This window comes from Streptomyces sp. NPDC048057 (assembly GCF_040653095.1).
GTDB lineage: Bacteria > Actinomycetota > Actinomycetes > Streptomycetales > Streptomycetaceae > Streptomyces.
The window spans coordinates 174,298-196,664 of sequence record NZ_JBEZNF010000007.1 but is presented as its reverse complement, the minus strand read 5'-3'; the positions used below and the strand labels follow the sequence as shown (position 1 = coordinate 196,664).

Below are 22,367 nucleotides of genomic sequence, written 5' to 3'. Positions count from 1 at the left end.
CCGGGTGACGGGCGGACGGAGGGCCGGATGACCGCGGGTGTTCCCGAGTCGAACGAGGGCGGCGGAGTCACGGACGGTGGCGGCGGTGCGGACGGGGCCGGGGGCGTCGGCGAGCTGCGGCGCACCCTCGGCTTCCGCGACCTGGTGGTCTACGGTCTGCTCTTCATCGCCCCCATGGCGCCCGTCGGCGTCTACGGGACCCTGGACGCGAAGTCCCACGGCGCGGTCGCCCTCGTCTACGTGGTCGCAACGGTCGCGATGGCCTTCACGGCGGTGAGTTACGCGCAGATGGTGCGGGTCGCCCCGCGCGCGGGCTCCGTCTTCACGTACGCCTCGAAGGGTCTCGGTCAGGGGCCGGGTTTCATCGCGGGCTGGATGGCGATGCTCGACTACCTGCTGATTCCGGCGGTGGCGTACCTCTTCTCCGGGATCGCGATGGAGGCGCTGGTGCCGGCGGTCGACCGGTGGATCTGGACGCTGCTCGCCGTGGTCGTGACCACCGCGCTGAACCTGTGGGGGGTGCGGCCGGCGGCCCGGGTCGGCTTCGCGGTGCTGGTGATGGAGATCGTGGTGCTGCTGGTGTTCGTGGTGTCGGCGATCGTGGTGCTGGCGCAGGACGGGGCGCAGCGCGGCTGGCTGTCGCCGATCACGGGCGACCTGTCCTTCTCCCTGACGGCGGTGTTCGCCGCGGTGTCGGTGGCGGTGCTGTCGTACCTGGGCTTCGACGCGATCGCGTCGTTCGCGGAGGAGGTGACCGGGGGGTCCCAGCAGGTGGCGCGGGCAGTGCTGTTCTGTCTGGTGCTGGCGGGGTTGCTGTTCTTCGCGCAGACCTATCTGGTGGCGCTGCTGGAGCCGGCGTCGTCGGCGGAGTTGGCGGCGGCGCCCGAGAAGCAGGGGACGGCCTTCTACGACGCCGTGGACTCGTCCGTGGGGACCTGGCTGCACGATCTGATCGCGGTCAGCAAGGCGATCGGCGCGGCGTTCGCGGCGCTGGCGGCACAGGCCGCGGCGGGGCGGTTGCTCTTCGCGATGGCCCGGGACCGGCGGCTGCCGCGGGGGCTGGCCCGTACGAACGCGGGCGTGCCGCGGGTGGCCCTGCTGGCGGCGGCGGTGGTGACGCTGGTCGCGGCGGTGTGGGCGGCGCGCCGCCCCAAGGGGCTGGAGCAGCTGGTCTCGGTGGTGGACATCGGCGCGCTGACGGCGTTCGTGCTGCTGCACGCCAGCGTGGTGGGGTGGTTCGTGGTGCGCCGCATGGCGGGGCCGCCGGACTGGCTGCGGCACGTGGCGGTGCCGGTGGTGGGCGCGGTGATCTTGATCGCGGTGATGGCGGAGGCGGCGACGTCGGCGCAGGTGGTGGGCGTGGTGTGGCTGGGCGTGGGGCTGGTGGTGCTGGCGGTGCGCTGGGAGCGGCCGGGGGCGCTGTGAGCGGTGCGCGGGGAGGGGCCGGGGCTGGCTGAGGCGTCGGGAGGGGTGCCGGGAGGGGCACCGGGTGCCCGTCGGGCAGGTGGTGGCGGGGGCTTTCGGGGCGGTGCGCCGCGCGTCCCTGCACGACGCGCCGCGTTGTCACACCCGGCCGTTACGCTCCCCCGTATGGCTCTCAACACGTCCGCGGAAGCCCCGGTGCCCGTCGGGGAGGTCTCTCGGCTCATCGGGGGGTGGATCGACCGGCTCGGCGCGGTCTGGGTGGAGGGACAGATCACCCAGATGTCGCGGCGGCCCGGTCAGGGCGTCGTGTTCATGACCCTGCGGGATCCGTCGTACGACATCTCCGTGAGCGTCACCTGCTTCCGGCAGGTCTTCGACGCGATCGCGGACGTCGTGTCCGAGGGGGCGCACGTCGTGGTGCACGCCAAGCCGGAGTGGTACGCGCCGCGGGGGCAGCTCTCGCTGCGCGCCGCGGAGATACGGCCCGTGGGCGTGGGCCAGCTGCTGGTGCGGCTGGAGCAGCTGAAGCGGTCGCTGGCGGCCGAGGGCCTGTTCGCGCCGGGTCGCAAGAAGCCGCTGCCCTTCCTGCCGCACCGGGTGGGGCTGGTCTGCGGCCGGGCGTCGGCAGCGGAGCGGGACGTGCTGGAGGTCGCGCGCCGACGCTGGCCCGCCGTCCGCTTCGAGGTGCGCAACGTCGCCGTGCAGGGGGTGCACGCGGTGCCGCAGGTCGTCCAGGCCGTGAAGGAGCTGGACGCGCTCGCCGAGGTGGACGTGATCGTGGTGGCGCGCGGCGGCGGCAGCGTGGAGGACCTGCTGCCGTTCTCGGACGAGCAGTTGGTGCGCACGGTCGCCGAGTGCCGTACGCCCGTGGTGTCGGCGATCGGCCACGAGCCGGACTCGCCGCTGCTGGACCTGGTCGCCGACCTGCGGGCGTCCACGCCCACGGACGCGGCGAAGAAGGTCGTTCCGGACGTGGGCGAGGAGCTGGAGCGGGTGCGTCAGCTCCGGGACCGCGCGCTGCGCACGGTCCGCGGGCTGCTGGAGCGCGAGGAGCGCGGGCTGGCGCACGCCCTGACGCGCCCTGCGATGGAGCATCCGCAGCGGATGGTGGACGACCGGGAGGCGGAGCTGACGGCCTTGGCGGCGCGCGGCCGGCGCGTCCTGGGCCATCTGCTGGACCGCGCCGACTCGGAGCTGTCGCACACCTGGGCCCGGGTGGTGTCGCTGTCGCCCGCGGCCACCCTGGAGCGGGGGTACGCGGTGCTCCAGCGCGCCGACGGGGGCGTGGTGCGCTCGCCGGCGGACGTCGGGGGCGGCGATGCGCTGCGCGCACGGGTCTCGGAGGGCGAGTTCGCCGTACGGGTGGAGTCCGCGCCCGAGGGCTCCGAGGACGGGGCCGCGCGGGCCGTCGAGGGTGCGTAGCGAGCGGCCGAGGCGCGGGCGGACCGCGTGCACGGAGTACGGGGAACAGGACCAGGAAGAGGATCACATGGCTGCGAAGACGGACGAGACGGGCGAGACGGCGCAGGGCGGCGCCGTGGCGGACGACACGGAGCGCGCCGCGCTCGGGTACGAGCAGGCGCGGGACGAGCTGATCGACGTCGTGCGCCGGCTGGAGGCCGGCGGCACCACGCTGGAGGAGTCGCTGGCGCTCTGGGAGCGCGGCGAGGAGCTGGCGAAGGTCTGCCGGCACTGGCTGGAGGGGGCGCGGGCCCGGCTGGACGCGGCGCTCGCGGCCGATGCGGGGGGCGGAAGGGGCGAGTAGGGCGCCGGCGCACTACGGGCCGATACCGGGGCCGACCAGCCTCTGACCTGCACGTCAGCCCGAGCCGTGGGCCCCATGCCCCGCACCGGGCGGCTATGAGGCGCCTCACACTTCCCCAATAGTTGAAATTTAATCTATTGCGTTACGGTTGGACCCTCCGATTCCGCACCAACGAACCATCGGAAGGTTCCCCCAGCATGTCCCTCGCTCTCGACACCGCCGCCCAGGACCTCCTCTTCCGCGAGGCGCGCACCGCGAACACGTTCACCGACGAACCGGTGACCGACGAGCAGTTCCAGGCGATCTACGACCTGGTGAAGTTCGGGCCGACCGCCTTCAACCAGACGCCGCTGCGCGTCGTCCTGGTCCGCTCCGACGAAGCCCGCGCACGACTGCTCCCGCACATGTCCGAGGGCAACCGGGCCAAGACGGCAACCGCGCCGCTGGTCGCCGTCCTCGCCGCGGACAACGAGTTCCACGAGGAGCTGCCCCAGCTCCTCCCGCACTTCCCGCAGGCCAAGGACCTCTTCTCGGAGCGTCCGGTCCGCGAGCAGAACGCGAGCGTGAACGCCTCGCTCCAGGCCGCGTACTTCATCGTCGGCATCCGCGCCGCCGGCCTGGCGGCCGGCCCCATGACGGGCTTCGACTTCAAGGGAGTCCAGCAGGAGTTCCTGGACGGGGACCACACCCCGCTGATGATCATCAACATCGGTCGACCGGGCCCGGACGCGGCCTTCCCGCGCTCGCCGCGACTGGCGTACGACGACGTCGTCACCTCGGTCTGACGCACTCGACCCGACGGCTCGCACGAGCCGGACGAACACCACAGGGCCGCCGCATCCGGGAGTCGGATGCGGCGGCCCTGTGGCACGTCACGCCGTCGGCGCGGTACGGAAGGTCAGGAGCCCTGCGCCGGTGCGGACGGGGCGGTCGACGGCAGGGTGGCCCCCGCCTTCAACGACTCGGCCATCTCCGTCAGCCGGGCGAGCGGCGCCGTACCCGTGACGACCGTCGTCACGCCCTCGTGCTGGCGCACCAGGGCGTCGTACTTCGAGCCCGTCCAGAGCTCCCACGGCTCGCCGTTCACCATCTGCTTCTTACCGGTGTCGGCCGCCTTCTCGGTGACCTTCGGGACGTACTTGCGGTACGGCTGGGACGACTGCTCGATCGCCACGTACTCCCGCTCCGGGTCGAGGAAGCCCAGGTGCCAGGCCTGTCCCGCCTGCCCGTCGTACCGGACCGACGTCGGCTTCCAGCCCTTCGACAGCCCCTCCGGCGCCAGCACCGGGTAGGACGCCGCGCGTTGCGCCGTCACCAGCTCGACCCGGTAGTCCACGGCCTTCATCTGGTCGGTGTCGTCGTTCGGGAGGAAGAAGTAGATCACTGCGACGACGGCTCCGATGACCGCCATCGACAGCACCATGTCCCGCACCGTTTGTTTGCCTCGCATACCTGCCACGCCCCCCATCGTCGCATCCGCACCTCGCGCTCAAACGTGGGCCCCGCTGCTCATTCTGCCGCTCTGGCGATAGAGTCAGATCACCCTCATTTACGGTCGTCGTCGTACAGAAAGGTGCGCTCCGATGTCCGAGCACAACCTGCCGTCCCCATTGGAGGTCTCGCCCGAGGCCCCCGACCGCAACCTCGCCCTCGAACTGGTCAGGGTCACCGAAGCCGCCGCCATGGCCGCGGGTCGGTGGGTCGGGCGCGGTGACAAGAACGGCGCGGACGGTGCTGCCGTCAAGGCCATGCGGACACTCGTCCACACCGTCTCGATGAACGGCGTCGTCGTCATCGGCGAGGGCGAGAAGGACGAAGCGCCCATGCTCTTCAACGGGGAGCGCATCGGCGACGGGACCGGCGCGGAGTGCGACATCGCCGTCGACCCGATCGACGGGACCACCCTGACCGCCAAGGGCATGCCGAACGCGATCGCGGTCCTGGCGGCGGCCGACCGCGGCACGATGTACGACCCCTCGGCCGTCTTCTACATGGACAAGCTGGTCACCGGCCCCGAGGCGGCGGACTTCGTCGACATCAACGCGCCCGTCTCGGTCAACATCCGCCGGGTCGCCAAGGCGAAGAGCTCCTCCCCCGAGGACGTCACGGTCGTCGTCCTCGACCGCCCCCGGCACGACGGCATCGTCAAGGAGATCCGCGAGACGGGCGCCCGCATCAAGTTCATCTCGGACGGCGACGTCGCCGGCGCGATCATGGCGGTGCGGGAGGGCACGGGCGTCGACATGCTGATGGGCGTCGGCGGTACGCCCGAGGGCATCATCACCGCGTGCGCCATCAAGTGCCTGGGCGGCACGATCCAGGGCAAGCTGTGGCCGAAGGACGACGCGGAACGCCAGCGCGCGCTGGACGCGGGCCACGACCTGGACCGGGTGCTGCTCACGGACGACCTGGTCAGCGGGGACAACGTGTTCTTCGTCGCGACGGGGATCACGGACGGGGAGCTGTTGCGGGGGGTGCGGTACCGGGCGGAGACGGCGACGACGCAGTCGCTGGTGATGCGGTCGAAGTCGGGGACGATCCGGCAGATCGACTCGACGCATCGACTGTCGAAGCTCCGCGCGTACAGCGCGATCGACTTCGACCGCGCCCAGTAGCCCGGGGCGCCCCGGACCGCCCGCGCGTGCACGACTCGCGCCTCCCCTGCGGGGGCTGCGCGTAACGTACCCGCCGTACCCCTGCGGGAGCGTCGGTCACCGCGGCCCGGTGGTGGGCTTGTCCCGCAGTTCCCCGCGCCCCTGTTTTGCTCCCCTTGTCGGTCACCTGCGGATTACCCCGGGAAAGTCCCCCGCGCCCGCAGGGCGTGGGCAATCAGGGGCGCTGGGGCCCCCACGCCCTCTGGGCGTAGGGGGCGGAACTGCGCGAAAAGGCCCCACCGAGCCGCAGAGGCCGACGCTCCCGTGCGGCTACGGCGAGGGGGCCGGGCGCAAGCACCCCCGCATGGGGGCTACGCCGCGTTCTTCTTCGTCGTGGCGCGGCGGCGGCGACGGGCCAGCATCACGCGTCGCTCCGCCGCCGTCAGGCCGCCCCACACTCCGTACGGCTCCGGCTGGAGCAGCGCGTGGTCGCGGCACTCCACCATGACCGGGCAACGGGCGCACACGCGCTTCGCCGCGTCCTCGCGTGACAGTCGCGCCGCCGTCGGCTCCTTGGAGGGGGCGAAGAAGAGTCCGGCCTCGTCCCGTCGGCACACTGCGTCTGCGTGCCAGGGTCCGTCCTGGTCTTCCCTCACGGGGGCCCGCTGGGTCGGTACGGCGGTCACCGGCAAGGACTGGTACGGCAGTTGCAGCACGGGTCTACTCCTGACGACGGCTTCGCGAGCGAGAGGCGATGCAGCACTCCCTACCCGCTGTACGCACGCCTATGCACTGAGTGGCCCTCCCTTCCGGGGGCACCGCCAGCGCACGGAGGCTCATGGCCGGAAGTCGACGTCGACGACCCCGCGCGGGCGCCGCGGTCAGCTCAGGTATTTCCGCAGGCGGTTGTGGAGGTCGGCGACCCGCCGACCGCGCTTCGGCTTGGCCTCGACGTGGCCGAAGACCGAGTACCCGCTGACGACGACGACCGGGGCGTCGGGGTTGGCCGCCTCCAGGGCGCGGATCTCGAAGTTGCCGAAGAGGCCGCTGCCGGTGCCGCGCAGGGTGATGTTCTCCGGGACGCGCACCTCGACGCTGCCGAAGATCGATGTGGCGTTGATCACCGTGACGCGCTGCTGGAACAGCGCCTCGGTCAGGTCGATCTCGATGCTGCCGAAGATCGAATACGCGTTGGTGCGCTGGCCGATGCTCCAGCGGCCCTTGCGGACGGTGCTGGAGAAGACCGCGACCAGGTTCTCCCCCGGGCCCGCGCCGACCTCGGGGCCGTATCCGTACGGAGCGGCCTCCCGCGCCTTGCCGGCGGCGGCAGGGGCGGGCAGGTCCTGCACTATGGGCTGGAGTTCGCCCAGGGTCTTGGCCCGGTACACCGCGTCGATGCGCTCGGAGTGCTCCTCGGCGTCCAGCCGTCCCTCGGCCAGCGCGTCCCGCAGGATGTCGGCGATCCGGTCCCGGTCGGCGTCGGACGCCCGCATGGAGTCCGACGGCCGGGCGGCGGCGCCGTTCTCCGCGGGGGCGGCGGGCTTCTGCGGGTGCTTTTCGAGGTCCACGTCCCAAGCGTAGCGAAACGCGATAGATCGCAACTAGGGGCAACACCCTGACGGGGATCCGGGATACCCCGGATCATCCCCTTACTGGACGGGCCAGTTCGCCCCGCTTGCCCCGATCGTCACCCGCCCGGCCACCTCCGCGTGCGCGGAGATGGTCGTGCCCGGCCACCTCCGCGCACGACCACCCACAGCCACACCGCCACCGGCGGGCGGTTACTGAGCCTTACCTCACCGGCTCGCCCGCCCGCGCGCGTTCTACGCTGGGGGGGCGCGCCGTCGCCCGTCGGTGTCGTATGCCAATGCCCGCCGTGTGAGGAATGGCCGTCATGCCGGAATTCCAGTACTCCGACCTGCTCCCCCTGGGAGAGGACACCACCCCCTACCGTCTGGTGACCTCCGAGGGCGTCTCCACCTTCGAGGCCGACGGGCGCACCTTCCTCAAGGTCGAGCCGGAGGCGCTGCGCAAGCTCGCCGCCGAGGCGATGCACGACATCTCGCACTACCTGCGCCCCGCGCACCTCGCGCAGCTGCGCCGCATCGTGGACGACCCCGAGGCGTCGTCGAACGACAAGTTCGTCGCCCTGGACCTGCTGAAGAACGCGAACATCGCCGCCGCGGGCGTCCTGCCCATGTGCCAGGACACCGGCACCGCGATCGTGATGGGCAAGCGCGGGCAGAACGTGCTGACCGAGGGCGGTGACGAGGAGGCCCTGTCGCGCGGCATCTACGACGCGTACACCGAGCTGAACCTCCGCTACTCCCAGATGGCGCCGCTGACCATGTGGGAGGAGAAGAACACCGGCTCCAACCTGCCGGCGCAGATCGAGCTGTACGCGACCGACGGTGGCGCGTACAAGTTCCTCTTCATGGCGAAGGGCGGCGGCTCGGCGAACAAGTCCTTCCTCTACCAGGAGACGAAGGCGGTCCTCAACGAGGCCGCGATGATGAAGTTCCTGGAGGCCAAGATCCGTTCGCTGGGCACGGCGGCCTGTCCGCCGTACCACCTCGCGATCGTGGTCGGCGGCACGTCCGCCGAGTACGCCCTGAAGACCGCGAAGTACGCGTCGGCGCACTACCTCGACGAGCTGCCGACCGAGGGCTCCGCCACGGGGCACGGCTTCCGCGACAAGGACCTGGAGCAGAAGGTCTTCGAGCTGACCCAGCGCATCGGCATCGGCGCGCAGTTCGGCGGCAAGTACTTCTGCCACGACGTGCGCGTGGTGCGGCTGCCGCGGCACGGCGCGTCCCTGCCGGTCGCGATCGCCGTCTCCTGCTCCGCCGACCGCCAGGCCGTCGCGAAGATCACCACGGAGGGCGTCTTCCTGGAGCAGCTGGAGAAGGACCCGGCGCGCTTCCTGCCGGAGACCACGGACGAGCACCTCGACGAGGGCGACGTGGTCCGGATCGACCTCAACCGCCCCATGGACGACGTGCTGGCCGAGCTGACCAAGTACCCGGTCAAGACCCGCCTCTCGCTGAACGGTCCGCTCGTGGTCGCGCGCGACATCGCGCACGCGAAGATCAAGGAGCGGCTGGACGCGGGCGAGGAGATGCCGGAGTACCTGAAGAACCACCCCGTGTACTACGCGGGCCCCGCGAAGACGCCCGAGGGGTACGCCTCCGGGTCCTTCGGCCCCACCACGGCCGGGCGCATGGACTCGTACGTCGAGCAGTTCCAGGCGGCGGGCGGCTCCAAGGTGATGCTCGCGAAGGGCAACCGCAGCAAGCAGGTCACGGACGCGTGCGCCGCGCACGGCGGCTTCTACCTGGGCTCGATCGGCGGCCCGGCGGCCCGGCTTGCGCAGGACTGCATCAAGAAGGTGGAGGTCGTCGAGTACGAGGAGCTGGGGATGGAGGCGGTGTGGCGGATCGAGGTGGAGGACTTCCCGGCGTTCGTCGTCGTGGACGACAAGGGCAACGACTTCTTCACCGAGCCGGCGCCCGCGCCCACCTTCACCTCCATCCCGGTCCGCGGACCGGGGCTGGGCTGAGCGCATCCGGCCGCGCCGACGCTTGAGCGAGTTCAGCCTCGCCGACTGAGCCGGCGAGGTTCGAGGCGGAGCTAAATCAGCCCCGCCGGCGTTTGAGGCGCGGGGTCCGGGGCAGAGCCCCGGCGGTGCGATCCGCGCCCGGACAAGCGCGGGCACCCGTCGGGGGCCAGCCCCCGAACCCGCCCCCCACGCCCGGAGGGCGTGGGGGTACCCCCAGCGCCTCAGACGCCGGCGAGGCCGGATTTTGCCGGCAGGTACTCGCGTCGCTACGCGAAGCGTTGGTTCGGTGCGCCCGTGCAGGCCCGCAGGCGGATCGGGGACTTCGCCGATTCATGCGTCGCGCACAAGTCCTGCGCCGCGGTCGGGCGCAGGGTCCCGTCCTGCTTCACGAAGCGCTGGTTCGGTGCGCCGGAGCAGTCCCAGACGATCAGCTCGGCGCCCGCGCGGTACTGCGCGCCGGGGACGTCCACGCAGCGGTCCTGGGAGAGTTCGGTGTGCAGGGTGCCGGCCTTCGCGTCGTACCACCAGCCCTGGTTGCGGCCGTCGTGGCAGTCCCAGCCGACGACGGCGGTGCCGTTGCGCGTGACGGAGCCGGAGACGTCGAGGCAGCCGCCGGTCGCCTGGTTGCGCAGCGGGGCGTACGCGTCGTCCCAGGCGAAGGGGCGCAGGACGGGCTTGGCGTCGGAGCTGGTCTCGGCGCAGCTCGCCTCCCGCAGGGAGGAGCCGTACAGCTGGGTCAGGCAGGCGGCGAACGCCTGGTGACCCCGGGCGTTGGGGTGGAAGGACTGGCGCGCGGTGTGTTCGCTGGGCGGGACCGGGTTGGACAGGTCCAGGTAGAGGCCGCGGACCCAGGTGTTCTGGGTGCAGACCTCGTGGCCGTGGAAGAGCCGCGAGTTGTCGAGGTAGGTGGCGCCGGTCGACGCGGCGGCCTGGCGCATGCCGCGTTGGAACGCGGGCACCGCCGTGTCGCGGCCCCAGACGGTGTCGGAGTCGTAGCCCATGCCGCCGCAGATCAGCTTGCCCGGGAAGTTCGGGTTGTCGCGGAAGTCGGGGCCGATGGGACTGGGGTAGCCCATGACGACGAGCTTGTAGTCCCCGTCGGCGTACCCGGCGTCGCGCATCACGGTGCGCAGGTCGCGCACCGTGCCCTCGACCTTGGGGACGAGGGCGTCGACGCGGGCCTGCCAGCCGGCGGCGTACTTGGGCTCGCAGGGGCCCTGGAGGGTCACGTAACGCACGACGCAGTCGGTCATGACCGGGCCGAACTGGAGGTCGTCGTTGGCCCCGGCGACCAGCAGCACCATCTTGATGCGGGTGTTGCGCGCCTTGACGGCGAGGTTGTCGCTCTGGACGAGTTCGTCGGCGTACTGCTTCGTTCCGCCGATGCGGATGTTGCCGGTGTACGCGCCGGAGCAGGAGACGTTGTACGTCACGTCCGCGGCGATGCCGGTGCGGTGGATGGCCGCGTCGGGCGAGCGGTGGCACCAGTTGGTGGGCCCGTCGGTGCCGGGCTCGTAGGTGCCGACGCCCTCGCCGGAGATCTCGCTGTCGCCGAGGGAGACCAGCCCGGTCTTGCGCTGGGCGGGCGGGCGGACCTCGGGGCTGCCGTACAGCTTCACGGCCTCCGCGGCGCGGATCGCCTCCAGCTCCGGTGACAGCGGCGCGACGGCGCGGGTCGGTACGGCGGCGGGTGCGCCGGGGTCCGCGGTCGCCGGGGGGGCCGCGAGGCCGACCGCGGCGGCGGCCAGCGCGGCCACGGCGGCGACCGTACGGCGGAGTCCGCGCCCGGTGGTCCGCTTCGGCGGGTGTTTCACGTGCGTCATGTGCGCCTCCCCTGCTCTTGGGTTACCCCGGGTTCTACTGGCAGGTAGCGCACAGGGGAATAGGCAGAACAAGACAAGTGCTCACCTTTTCAGGAGCCTTGCAGGAGTCCTTCAGGAGGTACACGGCCCATGTCCACAACCGGCGACCAGGCGCGCGACCACGACGCGTACCGCATCGAGCACGACTCCATGGGCGAGGTCCGCGTCCCGGTCGAAGCGAAGTGGCGGGCGCAGACGCAGCGGGCGATCGAGAACTTCCCGGTGTCGGGGCAGCGCCTGGAGCGCTCCCACATCGCGGCGCTGGCGCGGATCAAGGGCGCCGCCGCACGGGTGAACGCCCGGCTCGGGGTGTTGGACGAGGACGTGGCCGAGGCGATCGCCGGCGCCGCGGCCGAGGTCGCCGAGGGGCGCTGGGACGACCAGTTCCCGGTGGACGTGTTCCAGACCGGCTCCGGCACGTCGTCGAACATGAACATGAACGAGGTGCTGGCCACCCTCGCCACGGAGCGGCTGGGCCGCCCGGTCCACCCCAACGACCAGGTGAACGCGTCCCAGTCGTCGAACGACGTCTTCCCGTCCTCCATCCACATCGCGGCCACCGCCGCCGTCACCACCGACCTGGTCCCGGCCCTGGAGCACCTGGCCAAGGCCCTGGAGCGCAAGGCGACCGCGTTCACGGACGTCGTCAAGTCGGGGCGCACGCATCTGATGGACGCCACGCCCGTCACGCTGGGCCAGGAGTTCGGCGGGTACGCGGCCCAGGTGCGGTACGGCATCGAGCGGCTGGGCGCGGCGCTGCCTCGGCTGGCCGAGCTGCCCCTCGGCGGCACCGCGGTCGGCACCGGCATCAACACCCCGCCCGGCTTCTCCGCCGACGTCATCGCCGAGGTGGCCCGCGCCACCGGGCTGCCGCTCACCGAGGCGCGCGACCACTTCGAGGCGCAGGGCGCGCGCGACGGCCTGGTGGAGACCTCGGGGCAGCTGCGGACGGTCGCCGTCTCGCTGACGAAGATCGCGAACGATCTGCGGTGGATGGCGAGCGGCCCGCGCACCGGGCTCGCCGAGATCAACCTGCCCGACCTCCAGCCCGGCTCGTCGATCATGCCGGGCAAGGTCAACCCGGTCGTCCCGGAGGCGGTCCTGATGGTCGCGGCCCAGGTGACGGGGAACGACACCACGGTCGCGGTCGCCGGCGCCGCCGGCAACTTCGAACTGAACGTGATGCTGCCGGTGATGGCGAAGAACCTGCTGGAGTCGGTGCGGCTGCTGGCGTCCGCAGCCCGGCTGCTCGCGGACCGCACGGTCGACGGGATCACCGCCAACGTCGAGCGGGCGCGGGAGTACGCGGAGTCCTCGCCGTCCGTCGTCACCCCGCTGAACCGCTACATCGGGTACGAGGAGGCCGCGAAGGTGGCCAAGCGGTCGCTGGCGGAGCGCAGGACGATCCGCGAGGTGGTGCTGGAGTCGGGGTACGTGGAGCGCGGCGACCTGACGTTGGAGCAGCTCGACGAGGCCCTCGACGTCCTGCGGATGACGCGTCCCTGACCTCCTAAGATCTGCTCATGACAGGCACGGAACGCGTGGAACGCCGGTGGCGCCCCGGCGAGCACATCCTGTGGCGCTACCGCGACCACGGCACGTACGACGAGCGGGACGGGCGCCACGAGCAAGACGGGCAGGGCGAGCCGGGCGGCTTCCTGATCTGCCGCCCGGCGACCGTCGTCGAGGACAGCGCGGACCTGCTCGCCGTGTGGATCGCCCCCGGCACCCCGTGCATCAAGCCGGTCAGCGCGGACGGCACCCCGCTACACGAACAACCGCTGGCCACCCGCTACACGGCCCCGCGCCGGGTCGTGCGCGACCACTGGCGGGGCGCCGGCGTGCTGAAGCTGGTGCGGCCCGGCGAGCCGTGGTCGGTGTGGCTCTTCTGGGACGAGGGCTGGACGTTCCGTAGTTGGTACGTCAACCTGGAAGAACCGCGTACTCGATGGTGTGGAGGAACCGACTCCGAGGACCATTTTCTCGACATCTCGGTCTTCCCTGACCGCAGTTGGCTGTGGTTGGACGAGGACGAGTTCGCCGAGGCCCAGCGTGCGGGGCTGATGGGTGCGGAGCAGGCCGCGCGGGTCCGTCGAGCGGGAGCCGCCGCGGTGGAGGTCATCAAGGGCTGGGGGCCGCCGTTTTCGGACGGCTGGGAGCACTGGCGACCCGACCCGGCCTGGCACGTGCCGGAGCTTCCCGGCGACTGGGGGCGCACGCCTGCGCGCACCGCGCCCTGAGGGCGCCACCCCGCCAAGCGGCCACGCCCCCCAAACCTCCGAGCATCCGAAGCACCCGTGCCTCCCGCGGTCAACTCGGCGCGCTGGCGCCGGGACCGGCCGAAAGGGGGGCGAACACCCCGCCGGCAACGCAGATGTGCGGGTGACGGCCCAGATGTGAGGGTGTTCGCCGTCACAAGTTGTCCGACTCCGGTCCAAGAACGCACTCCGGCGTGAAGGACGTCGTGAGACTCTTGATGCGCCCCCGGGGGGCAAACGTAGGATCGTCGTCCGCAAGGCTCACCGTTCTGCACTCGTTCGCCATCCGTTCGGTCATCGTTGAGCGCAGCGCAGGGCCTGACCGTAAGTCACCAAAGAGTCGTCGCGAGTCACTAGAGTCACCACGAGGGGGTGGAGCCGTGCGGGGCCTCCGCCACCCTGTCGACGTCGCCCCCGGAGCGGGTATACCGCTCCTTGAGGCGTACGCATCGCACACCCGGCCCAGATGGACGGAAGCCCACGCGTGACGGAGCAGCCCACCTCCCATGAAGGCCGACAGCCCTTGGCTGCCCGGTCGCAGGAACGCACCCGGCCGCGGGCGGAGTCGGCCGGCGCCACCGCGATGTCCGCCACGGTCTCCCCCGTGCCGGCACCCGGCGGCCCGGGCGCCGGCGCTCCCCCGCCGACCAACCCCACCACGGCCACCAGCGGCGTCGGCGGACCCGGCGGACCCGGCGGGGCCGCCCTCGACGCGGCCGGCGCGGCCCGTCGCGAGGGCGACAGACTGCGCTTCGTGGGCGCCGCGACCCGCCGGATCGCCCGGGGGATAGACCTCGACGAGATCGTGCTGGGGCTGTGCCGGGCCACGGTGCCGACCTTCTCGGACGCGATCCTGGTCTATCTGCGCGACCCCCTGCCGGTGGGCGACGAGCGCCCCGTCTCGCCGTTCCTGCTGCGCCTGCGCCGCACGGACCGGCTGCGTTTAGCTGAAGACGGGTCCGACTTCGGCGGTACGGGCCTCCTCCCCGTCATCGACCAGCACAACGAGCTGGCGCCCGCGGCCGAGCAGTGCGAGGTCCGCTCCGGCGGCGCCCTCTCCGAGGTGCTGCGCGGGGTGCGGCCCGTCTTCGGCGACTCGGCCGCGGCCCGTGCCGCGCTGCCGGAGCTGCTCGGCGCCGGCCGGACCGTACCGAACGGACACCGCGCGATCCTGGCACCGCTGCGCGGGCGGCGCCGGGTGATCGGTGCTGCCGTCTTCCTGCGCCGCCCCGACCGGCCCGCGTTCGAGCCGAACGACCTGCTCGTGGCGGCCCAACTCGCCACGCACACCGCGCTCGGCATCGACAAGGCGGTGCTGTACGGGCGCGAGGCGTACATCGCGGACGAACTCCAGCGCACCATGCTGCCGGACTCCCTGCCGCAGCCGACCGGGGTCAAGCTGGCCTCGCGCTATCTGCCCGCGGCCGAGACCGCGCGGGTCGGCGGCGACTGGTACGACGCGATCCCGCTGCCCGGCAGCCGCGTCGCCCTCGTCGTCGGCGACGTCATGGGCCACTCCATGACCTCCGCCGCGATCATGGGCCAACTGCGCACCACGGCGCAGACCCTCGCCGGGCTCGACCTGCCGCCGCAGGAGGTCCTGCACCACCTGGACGAGCAGGCCCAGCGCCTGGGCACGGACCGGATGGCGACCTGCATGTACGCGGTGTACGACCCGGTCTCGCACCGGATCACCATCGCCAACGCCGGCCACCCGCCGCCCATCCTGCTCCACCTCGGCGGCCGGGCAGAAGTCCTGCGCGTACCGCCCGGTGCCCCGATCGGCGTCGGCGGCGTGGACTTCGAAGCCGTCGAACTCGACGCACCCGCCGGCGCCACCCTCCTGCTCTACACCGACGGGCTCGTGGAGTCCCGACTGCGCGACGTGTGGACCGGGATCGAGCAACTGCGGGAGCGGCTGCACGCCACCGCCCAGCTCACCGGACCGGACCACGCGCCGCCGCTGGAGGCGCTCTGCGACGACGTGCTCGACATGCTCGGCCCCGGCGACCGGGACGACGACATCGCCCTGCTCGCGGCCCGTTTCGACGGGATCGCGCCCAGCGACGTCGCGTACTGGTTCCTGGACCCGGAGGACGCGGCTCCCGGCCGGGCCCGCCGGCTGGCGCGCAGGGCGCTCACCCGCTGGGGCCTGGAGGAGCTGTCCGACGCGGTGGAGCTGCTGGTCAGCGAGGTGGTGACCAATGCGGTGCGCTACGCGGAGCGCCCGGTGACGCTGCGCCTGCTCCGTACGGACGTGCTGCGCTGCGAGGTGGGTGACGACTCGCCGCAGCTGCCGCGCCAGCGCAAGGCGCGGGACACCGACGAGGGCGGGCGCGGGCTCTTCCTGGTGAACCGCCTGGCCAGGCGGTGGGGAGCGACCCGGCTCTCCAGCGGCAAGGTCGTCTGGTTCGAGCTGCCGACCCGCCTGTAGTCACCGGGGGTCGTCCGCCACGGCGGGCCCGCTGCCGCCGCCCGGGTACGCCGGGCGGCGGCAGCGGGCCCGTCTCGTGTTGCCGACGACGTGTCGGCGGAGTTCACTGGGGTACACGGCGCCCGTAGCGACCCATCCATGTCTCACGACGGGAGGCGCTCGTGAGCGAGACCCCCTACACCACGAACAACGTCGGCATTCCGGTGGAGAGCGACGAACACTCGCTCACCGTGGGCTCCGACGGCCCGATCCTGCTCCAGGACCACTATCTGATCGAGAAGATGGCCCAGTTCAACCGTGAACGGGTCCCCGAGCGGGTGGTGCACGCCAAGGGAGCGGGCGCGTACGGCTTCTTCGAGGTCACGAACGACGTCAGCCAGTTCACCAAGGCGGACCTCTTCCAGCCGGGCAAGCGCACCGACATGCTGGCGCGCTTCTCGACGGTCGCCGGCGAGCAGGGCTCCCCCGACACCTGGCGCGACCCGCGCGGCTTCGCGCTGAAGTTCTACACCGAGCACGGCAACTACGACATGGTCGGCAACAACACGCCGATCTTCTTCGTGCGCGATCCGCAGAAGTTCCAGGACTTCATCCGTTCGCAGAAGCGCCGCCCGGACTCCGGGCTGCGGGACAACGAGATGCAGTGGGACTTCTGGACCCTGTCCCCCGAGTCCGCGCACATGGTCACCTGGCTGATGGGCGACCGGGGCATCCCCCGGACGTACCGCAACATGAACGGTTACAGCTCGCACACCTACCTGTGGGTGAACGGCGGCGGCGAGCGGTTCTGGGTGAAGTACCACTTCAAGACGGACCAGGGGATCGAGTTCCTCACCCAGGCAGAGGCGGACGAGCTGGCCGGGTCGGACGCGGACAAGCACCGCCGCGACCTGCACGACGCGATCGCGGCCGGGGACGCGCCCAGTTGGACGCTGTACATGCAGGTCATGCCGTTCGACGACGCGCCCGACTACCGCTTCAACCCCTTCGACCTGACCAAGGTGTGGCCGCACGGCGACTACCCCCTGATCGAGGTCGGCCGGATGACGCTGAACCAGAATCCGGAGGACTACTTCGTCCACATCGAGCAGGCCGCGTTCGAGCCGTCGAACCTGGTGCCGGGCATCGGGCCGTCGCCGGACAAGATGCTGCTGGGACGGCTGTTCTCGTACCCCGACACCCATCGGTACCGGATCGGCCCCAACTACTCCCAGCTGCCGCCGAACCGTGCGCGGTCGCAGGTGAACTCGTACGCCAAGGACGGGCCGATGCGGTACTTCCCGGCGAACACGGCGATGCCGTACGCGCCGAACTCCTTCGGCGGGCCCGCGGCGGACACCGCCCGCTTCGGCGAGGTCGCCGGCTGGGCGACGGCCGGGGAGATGGTCCGGGAGGCGTACAAGCTGCACCGCGAGGACGACGACTGGGGTCAGGCGGGGACGCAGGTCCGCGAGGTCCTGGACGACGCGGCGAGGGACCGGCTGGTGTCGAACGTCTCGGGTCACCTGCTGCAAGGGGTGTCCCGTCCGACGCTGGACCGGGCGTTCCAGTACTGGCGCAACGTCGACAAGACCCTGGGCGACCGCATCGCCTCCAAGGTCAACGGCGGCTAGCCCGCCTTCACCAGTGCCTCACGGGGAAGCGGCTTGGGGGCGCTGGGGTCCCCCAGCGCCCCCAAGCCGCCCCGCCCCGCGGGCCTGGGCCCTCTCGGAAAGGACCTAGCGGGGGACGCCCGCGCCCGACGGGGACGTCGGGGGGCCGGAGGAGGACGTGGACGGTGAGGGGTCGACCTCGCTGCGGGACGGGGACGGGTCGTTCGTCGGCGGACGGCTCGACGACGTGGAGGGCGCCGCCGGCGACTCGTCCTCCTCGCGGCGCTCCTCGCTCCGCGACGGCGAGGGGTCGGCCTCGCTCTGCGAGGGCGACGGGTCGGGCAGGGGCCGCGCCGGCTCCTTGACCTCCAGGTCGAACTTCATCCGTGCGTCCGCGGAGTTCAGCGCCGCGGAGGTGTACGCCTTCCAGATCCGCGCCGGGACGCCACCGCCGTTCGCCCGGCCCTGGTTGATGGTGTCGGTCAGCGTGACCTGGCCCGTGCCGTCGGACTGTTCGCCGAACAGGGCGACCGCGGTGACCAGCTTGGGCGTGTAGCCGACGAACCAGGCGGAGCGGTTGTTCTCGGAGGTGCCGGTCTTGCCCGCGGCGTCGTAGTTGCCGCCGGCCTGGCGGCCGGAGCCCTCCTTGACGACGCCCTCCATAGCGGCGGTGACGGTGTCCGCGGTGCCGCGGGAGACGACCTGCTCGCCGATCGGGTCCTTCCGGTCCGCCTTGCGGGCCCGGTGCTCCGCGGACTTCACGATCGTCGGGGTGACCTTCTTGCCGTGGTTGTCCAAGGTGGCGTACACCCCGGCCATGTCCACGGTGGAGGCGCCCATGGTGCCCAGGGACATCGCGGGCCGCTCCGGCCAGCCCTCGCCGTCCTTCATGCCGAGGTCGAGCGCGGTGTCCTTGGTGTCGCCGGGGCCGACGTCCACGATCATCTGGGCGTACACCGAGTTCACCGAGCTGTTGGTGGCCTTCTGGACGGTGATCTCCTTGCCGTGGTCGCGGTCGTCCTCGTTCTCCGGGGAGAAGGGGGTGTCGCTGCCGACCACGGGGCGCTTGCTCGTGCCGTCGTAGACCGTGTTCAGGTTGATCGGCTGGCCGTCCTGCGTCCGGGACTCGTTCTCCAGCGCGGACGCGAGCACGATCGGCTTGAAGGTGGAGGCGGGCTGGTAGTCCCGGCGGGTGGCGTTGGAGAGCCAGTGCTCGGTGGCGCCGACGCCGCCGTACATGGCGACGATCCGCCCCGTCTGCGCGTCGACGGAGGTCGCACCGGCCTGGACCGTGGCGTCCTTCTTGTCCTTCTTGCGGTCGAGCTTGGCCTCCAGCTCCTTGTCGACCGCCGTCTCCAGCGCCTTCTGCCGCTTGGGCTCGATGTTCAGCGTGATGGTCCAGCCGCCGGCCTTGATGTCCTGCTCGCTGATGCCCGCCCGGGCGAGTTCGGCGTTGGCGGCCTCGACGAGGTAGCCGGCCTGGCCGCCCATGCCTGGAGCGGCCTTCGGCGGGTTGGGCTGCGGGAAGGTGAGGCCGGCGCGCTTGGCCGAGTCGAGCTTCCCCATCTCGACCATGTTGTCCAGGACGTAGTTCCAGCGGTCGGTCACCAGCTTCTTGCCGGTCTCCGAGGCGAGCGCCCAGTCGTACTGGTTCGGGGCCTGGAGCAGGGCCGCGAGGTAGGCAGCCTGCTGGACCGAGAGCTTCTCGGCGTCGACGCCGTAGTACGCCTGCGCCGCGGCCTGGACGCCGTACGCGCCGCGGCCGTAGTAGCTGGTGTTGATGTACCCGGCGAGGATGTCGTCCTTGCTCTTCTCCTGGTCCACCTTGAGGGCGATCACCAGCTCCTTGAGCTTGCGGGTCGCCGTCTGGTCCTGGTTCAGGTAGTAGTTCTTGACGTATTGCTGCGTGATCGTCGAGCCGCCCTGCTTGCCCTTGCCGGACAGGGTGTTCAGCAGACCCCGGGTGGTGCCCTTGAAGTCGATGCCGTTGTCCTTGTAGAAGCTCTTGTTCTCCGCGGCGACGAAGGTGTACCTGACCTCCTCGCTGAGCTTCTCCAGGCCGATGATCTCGCGGTTGTACTCGCCGGTGCGGGCCAGGATGGTGCCGTCGCTGTACTTGTAGACGTTGCTCTCCATCTCGGCGTGCGCATTGGCCGCCGGCACCGGCACCATCAGGTAGAGCACGAAGAACGCGCCCATGCCGAGCAGGCAGACGCCGAGGAAGGTGCCCAGCATCTTCTTCCAGGTGAAGAAGCGGCGTATGCCCGTGGGCTTGGCCCCCTTCTTCGCCCGGCGCGCATCGCGCTGCCGGGCTCGTCGCTCCTCGGCTCGGCCCATGACCCGTCCCGCTCCGCTCTCGCTCAGCTCTTCGTCCCAGGTCGCAGCCCGACCGGAAGCAGCTAAGAAAGCTAACACCGCTCCCTGTGACAAAGGGCGACCGATCCACTCTTTCCGGACGTGAGAATCAGCACGTGCTCGCTCTGTCGTTCCCACGTGTTCCATGAGAACCGACTCACGAGGGCCGCTCAGGGTTGCCCCGGGGGCGCGGTTCGACCGGCCGGCGGACGGTCCTCAGGTGGACGTCCGTTTACCGCCGGACCACGGCGGCCCGCCCGACCAGGATCGATGCCATGAACCGTATGGATGGAAGTGCAGCACTGGTCACCGGCGGCAGCCGGGGCATCGGAGCGGCGGTGGCCGTGCGCCTCGCCGAGCAGGGCGCGGACGTCGCCTTCACGTACCAGCGGGAGGCCGAGCGGGCCGCGGAGGTCGTCGAGCGGATCAAGGGCATCGGCCGCCGGGCGGTCGCGGTGCGCGCCGACGCCGCGGACCCCGAGGCGGTGCGGGACGCCGTGGAGCAGACGGTCGCGGCCTTCGGCCGGATCGACGTCCTGGTGAACAACGCGGCGGCGTTCGTCGTCGGCCCGTTGGAGGAGCTCTCCCTCGCGGACGTCGACCGCTCCCTGGCGGTCAACGTGCGCGGCCCGCTGCTGGCCGCCCAGGCCGCCGCCCGCCGCATGGCGGACGGCGGCCGGATCGTCAACATCGGCAGCAACGTCACCGCCTACGTCCCCTTCCCCGGCTTCTCCCTCTACTCGATGACCAAGAGCGCCATGGTGGGCCTGACGAAGGCGCTCGCCCGCGAGTTGGGCGGGCGGGGCATCACGGTGAACCTGGTCGACCCGGGGCCGACGAACACCGAGCTGAACCCGGCGGACGGGCCGATGGCGGAGACGATCCGCGGCTACACGGCGCTGGGCCGGTTCGCCGAGCCGGTCGACGTGGCGTCCGTCGTCGCCCATCTCGCCGGCCCGGACGCCGGTTACGTCACCGGCGCCCGGATCGCGGTCGACGGCGGCTTCACCTCCTGAGGCGCTCGCCCCGACACCACGGGACCGCGGAGGGGCTACGAGGCGACCTCGGGCGCCGCCCGGTACTCCTGCGTGGCGACCGGTGCGTGTTCCGCGAAGAAGGACGTCAGCCGGGACTTGAGCAGCGGCAGGGCGACGTCCACGGCGACCGAGCCGACCATGCTGTCCCGGCCGCCCTTGGTCATCAGCCCGGCCCGCACCAACTGCGGCGCCACCGTGATGTAGTCGCTGAAGACCAGGTGGTTGGAGCCGGCGATCCGCATCCGGCGGACCCGCTCGCCCGACCGGGCGAGCAGCGGCGCCCAGGAGCGCTCCAGTTCCGTGCGGCGGACGTAGCCGTCGGTCGCGAGCAGGTCCAGCGGCCGGTCGGTGCCGTGTCGGGCGACCGGGAGGGGCTTGCCCGGTCGGCCCGACCGGCCGGGGACGGCTGGGACCGTCGGGATGTCCAGGTGCCCTTCCATGTTCACGGCCGCCCGGATGCGGCTGTCCTCGTACAGGGCCTGGGAGACCGCCGTACCGCCCGCGCAGTGTCCGTACGCGGCCACCCGCCCCAGGTCGAAGATGGTGTGGAAGCCCTTCGGCAGGGGCGGTCCGACGCCCTCCACGTTCCGTCCCGCGGTGAGCCGTTGCAGACAGTCCAGGACGAAGCGGACGTCGGCGACGCGGGCGGAGAGCAGGACGCGGTAGAGGTCGGGGTCCTGGCGGGGGTCGCCGCGGAGTTCCGTGGTGACCAGCGTGGTGTGCCGGTGCTGCGTCGCCCCGGGGAAGTCGACTTCGGAGGCGTCCCCGGGGTGGTCGATGCTGACCACCACCCAGCCCTTGCTGGCGAGGTCCTGGGCCAGGTGCGTACCGAGGGTGCGCGGCTCGCGCACGCCGGGGCTGTACAGCAGCACGGGGCGCCACCGCCCCCACGGCTCGGCGCCCGCGTACGCGTGCGTGGTGACCGCCGCCCAGTCGACGCCCGCGCCGGGCAGCTCGGGGTGGACCACCGGCGCCAGTTCGACGAAGGACCGGGCCGCCGCCGGCGTCATCTGGGGGGCGGCGGCCCGGTCCGCCGGGACCCGACAGGCCGGGTAGTGCACGGAGACCATCAACTCGCGCTCGGGGACGGCGAACCGCAGGGGGTCGCGCCGCGAGCGGTCGACGAGGTGGAGGTCGACGACGCCGACGGTGTGGGGGCCGAGCGGCCTCGGCAGGGTCGGTACGACCGACGGGGTGGAGGGTGGGGCGGGCCGATCCGGCGGCAACGCCTTGGCCCTCGGTACGGCACCACCGGTCAGCAGCGCCGTGCCCGCCACGGCGGCGGAGGCGCTGATGACGGCACGGCGACCGGGTAACGCGGCCGCCGCCCGACCGCGAAATCCGCCACCGTGTCCGTGGAATGGGCTGGAAGTCGTCATATCTGCATGCTGGCCCCCTCAGTGGGCCCGGGGGAATACTTAAGGACCAGACCGAAAGGATGGCCCGGTCGGACGACCGCGCCCCCGCCGACGCCCAGGGGCGGGGC

The 22,367-nt window shown here is 71.7% G+C and carries 17 protein-coding genes; 11 read left to right on the top strand and 6 right to left on the bottom strand.

Annotated features, from left to right (window positions below; all coding sequences use genetic code 11):
- The first annotated feature begins 27 nt into the window (after positions 1 to 27).
- The 4 genes from AB0E05_RS10410 (at position 28) to AB0E05_RS10395 (ending at position 3,975) form a co-directional block, all read left to right on the top strand.
- A complete protein-coding gene (locus tag AB0E05_RS10410) occupies positions 28 to 1,425 on the top strand; it encodes an APC family permease (RefSeq protein ID WP_361961393.1) in 1,398 nt (465 codons plus the stop codon).
- Between the two features lie 165 nt (positions 1,426 to 1,590).
- Complete coding sequence (xseA, locus tag AB0E05_RS10405; RefSeq protein WP_361961391.1) at positions 1,591 to 2,847, top strand: exodeoxyribonuclease VII large subunit; 1,257 nt, start codon at positions 1,591 to 1,593, stop codon at positions 2,845 to 2,847.
- A gap of 67 nt (positions 2,848 to 2,914) precedes the next feature.
- Positions 2,915 to 3,190 carry an exodeoxyribonuclease VII small subunit gene (locus AB0E05_RS10400; protein ID WP_361961389.1) on the top strand — a complete coding sequence of 92 codons (276 nt, stop codon included), beginning with the start codon at positions 2,915 to 2,917 and terminating at the stop codon, positions 3,188 to 3,190.
- A gap of 197 nt (positions 3,191 to 3,387) precedes the next feature.
- Positions 3,388 to 3,975 carry a malonic semialdehyde reductase gene (locus AB0E05_RS10395; RefSeq protein WP_361961387.1) on the top strand — a complete coding sequence of 196 codons (588 nt, stop codon included), beginning with the start codon at positions 3,388 to 3,390 and terminating at the stop codon, positions 3,973 to 3,975.
- A 113-nt stretch (positions 3,976 to 4,088) separates the two neighbouring features.
- Here the strand turns inward: AB0E05_RS10395 and AB0E05_RS10390 are convergent, their stop codons facing one another.
- Positions 4,089 to 4,658 carry a DUF4245 domain-containing protein gene (locus AB0E05_RS10390; protein ID WP_361961385.1) on the bottom strand — a complete coding sequence of 190 codons (570 nt, stop codon included), beginning with the start codon at positions 4,656 to 4,658 and terminating at the stop codon, positions 4,089 to 4,091.
- 115 nt (positions 4,659 to 4,773) lie between these two features.
- Between AB0E05_RS10390 and glpX the strand changes: the two genes are divergently transcribed.
- Positions 4,774 to 5,805, top strand: coding sequence for a class II fructose-bisphosphatase (gene glpX, locus AB0E05_RS10385; protein WP_361961383.1), 1,032 nt, complete (start codon positions 4,774 to 4,776; stop codon positions 5,803 to 5,805).
- Positions 5,806 to 6,155: 350 nt separating this feature from the next.
- Here the strand turns inward: glpX and AB0E05_RS10380 are convergent, their stop codons facing one another.
- Together AB0E05_RS10380 and AB0E05_RS10375 are read right to left on the bottom strand one after the other, a co-directional pair.
- Positions 6,156 to 6,500, bottom strand: a complete 345-nt coding sequence (locus tag AB0E05_RS10380; RefSeq protein ID WP_361961381.1) for a WhiB family transcriptional regulator — start codon at positions 6,498 to 6,500, stop codon at positions 6,156 to 6,158.
- A 165-nt stretch (positions 6,501 to 6,665) separates the two neighbouring features.
- Entirely contained in the window at positions 6,666 to 7,352 is a 687-nt protein-coding gene (locus AB0E05_RS10375) for a DUF1707 domain-containing protein (RefSeq protein WP_361961379.1), read from the bottom strand.
- Between the two features lie 326 nt (positions 7,353 to 7,678).
- Here AB0E05_RS10375 and AB0E05_RS10370 point away from each other — a divergent pair, with 326 nt between their 5' ends.
- Positions 7,679 to 9,343, top strand: a complete 1,665-nt coding sequence (locus tag AB0E05_RS10370; protein WP_361961376.1) for a fumarate hydratase — start codon at positions 7,679 to 7,681, stop codon at positions 9,341 to 9,343.
- 266 nt (positions 9,344 to 9,609) lie between these two features.
- Here AB0E05_RS10370 and AB0E05_RS10365 read toward each other — a convergent pair whose 3' ends face one another.
- Entirely contained in the window at positions 9,610 to 11,166 is a 1,557-nt protein-coding gene (locus AB0E05_RS10365) for a ricin-type beta-trefoil lectin domain protein (RefSeq protein ID WP_361961374.1), read from the bottom strand.
- Positions 11,167 to 11,295: 129 nt separating this feature from the next.
- Between AB0E05_RS10365 and AB0E05_RS10360 the strand changes: the two genes are divergently transcribed.
- From AB0E05_RS10360 to AB0E05_RS10345, 4 genes are all read left to right on the top strand, one after another.
- Positions 11,296 to 12,711 carry a class II fumarate hydratase gene (locus tag AB0E05_RS10360; protein ID WP_361961372.1) on the top strand — a complete coding sequence of 472 codons (1,416 nt, stop codon included), beginning with the start codon at positions 11,296 to 11,298 and terminating at the stop codon, positions 12,709 to 12,711.
- A 17-nt stretch (positions 12,712 to 12,728) separates the two neighbouring features.
- A complete protein-coding gene (locus tag AB0E05_RS10355) occupies positions 12,729 to 13,445 on the top strand; it encodes a DUF402 domain-containing protein (protein WP_361961370.1) in 717 nt (238 codons plus the stop codon).
- 502 nt (positions 13,446 to 13,947) lie between these two features.
- Positions 13,948 to 15,897 carry a SpoIIE family protein phosphatase gene (locus tag AB0E05_RS10350; protein WP_361961367.1) on the top strand — a complete coding sequence of 650 codons (1,950 nt, stop codon included), beginning with the start codon at positions 13,948 to 13,950 and terminating at the stop codon, positions 15,895 to 15,897.
- Between the two features lie 161 nt (positions 15,898 to 16,058).
- Positions 16,059 to 17,510, top strand: a complete 1,452-nt coding sequence (locus AB0E05_RS10345; RefSeq protein ID WP_361961365.1) for a catalase — start codon at positions 16,059 to 16,061, stop codon at positions 17,508 to 17,510.
- Between the two features lie 105 nt (positions 17,511 to 17,615).
- Here the strand turns inward: AB0E05_RS10345 and AB0E05_RS10340 are convergent, their stop codons facing one another.
- Entirely contained in the window at positions 17,616 to 19,826 is a 2,211-nt protein-coding gene (locus AB0E05_RS10340) for a transglycosylase domain-containing protein (RefSeq protein ID WP_361961363.1), read from the bottom strand.
- A gap of 293 nt (positions 19,827 to 20,119) precedes the next feature.
- Here AB0E05_RS10340 and AB0E05_RS10335 point away from each other — a divergent pair, with 293 nt between their 5' ends.
- Positions 20,120 to 20,860: an SDR family oxidoreductase gene (locus AB0E05_RS10335; protein ID WP_361961361.1), complete on the top strand. Its 741-nt coding sequence runs from the start codon at positions 20,120 to 20,122 to the stop codon at positions 20,858 to 20,860.
- Positions 20,861 to 20,895: 35 nt separating this feature from the next.
- Here the strand turns inward: AB0E05_RS10335 and AB0E05_RS10330 are convergent, their stop codons facing one another.
- The gene (locus AB0E05_RS10330; RefSeq protein WP_361961359.1) at positions 20,896 to 22,260 is read right to left on the bottom strand and encodes an alpha/beta hydrolase; all 1,365 of its coding nucleotides are present in this window, start codon (positions 22,258 to 22,260) and stop codon (positions 20,896 to 20,898) included.
- Positions 22,261 to 22,367: the final 107 nt, after the last annotated feature.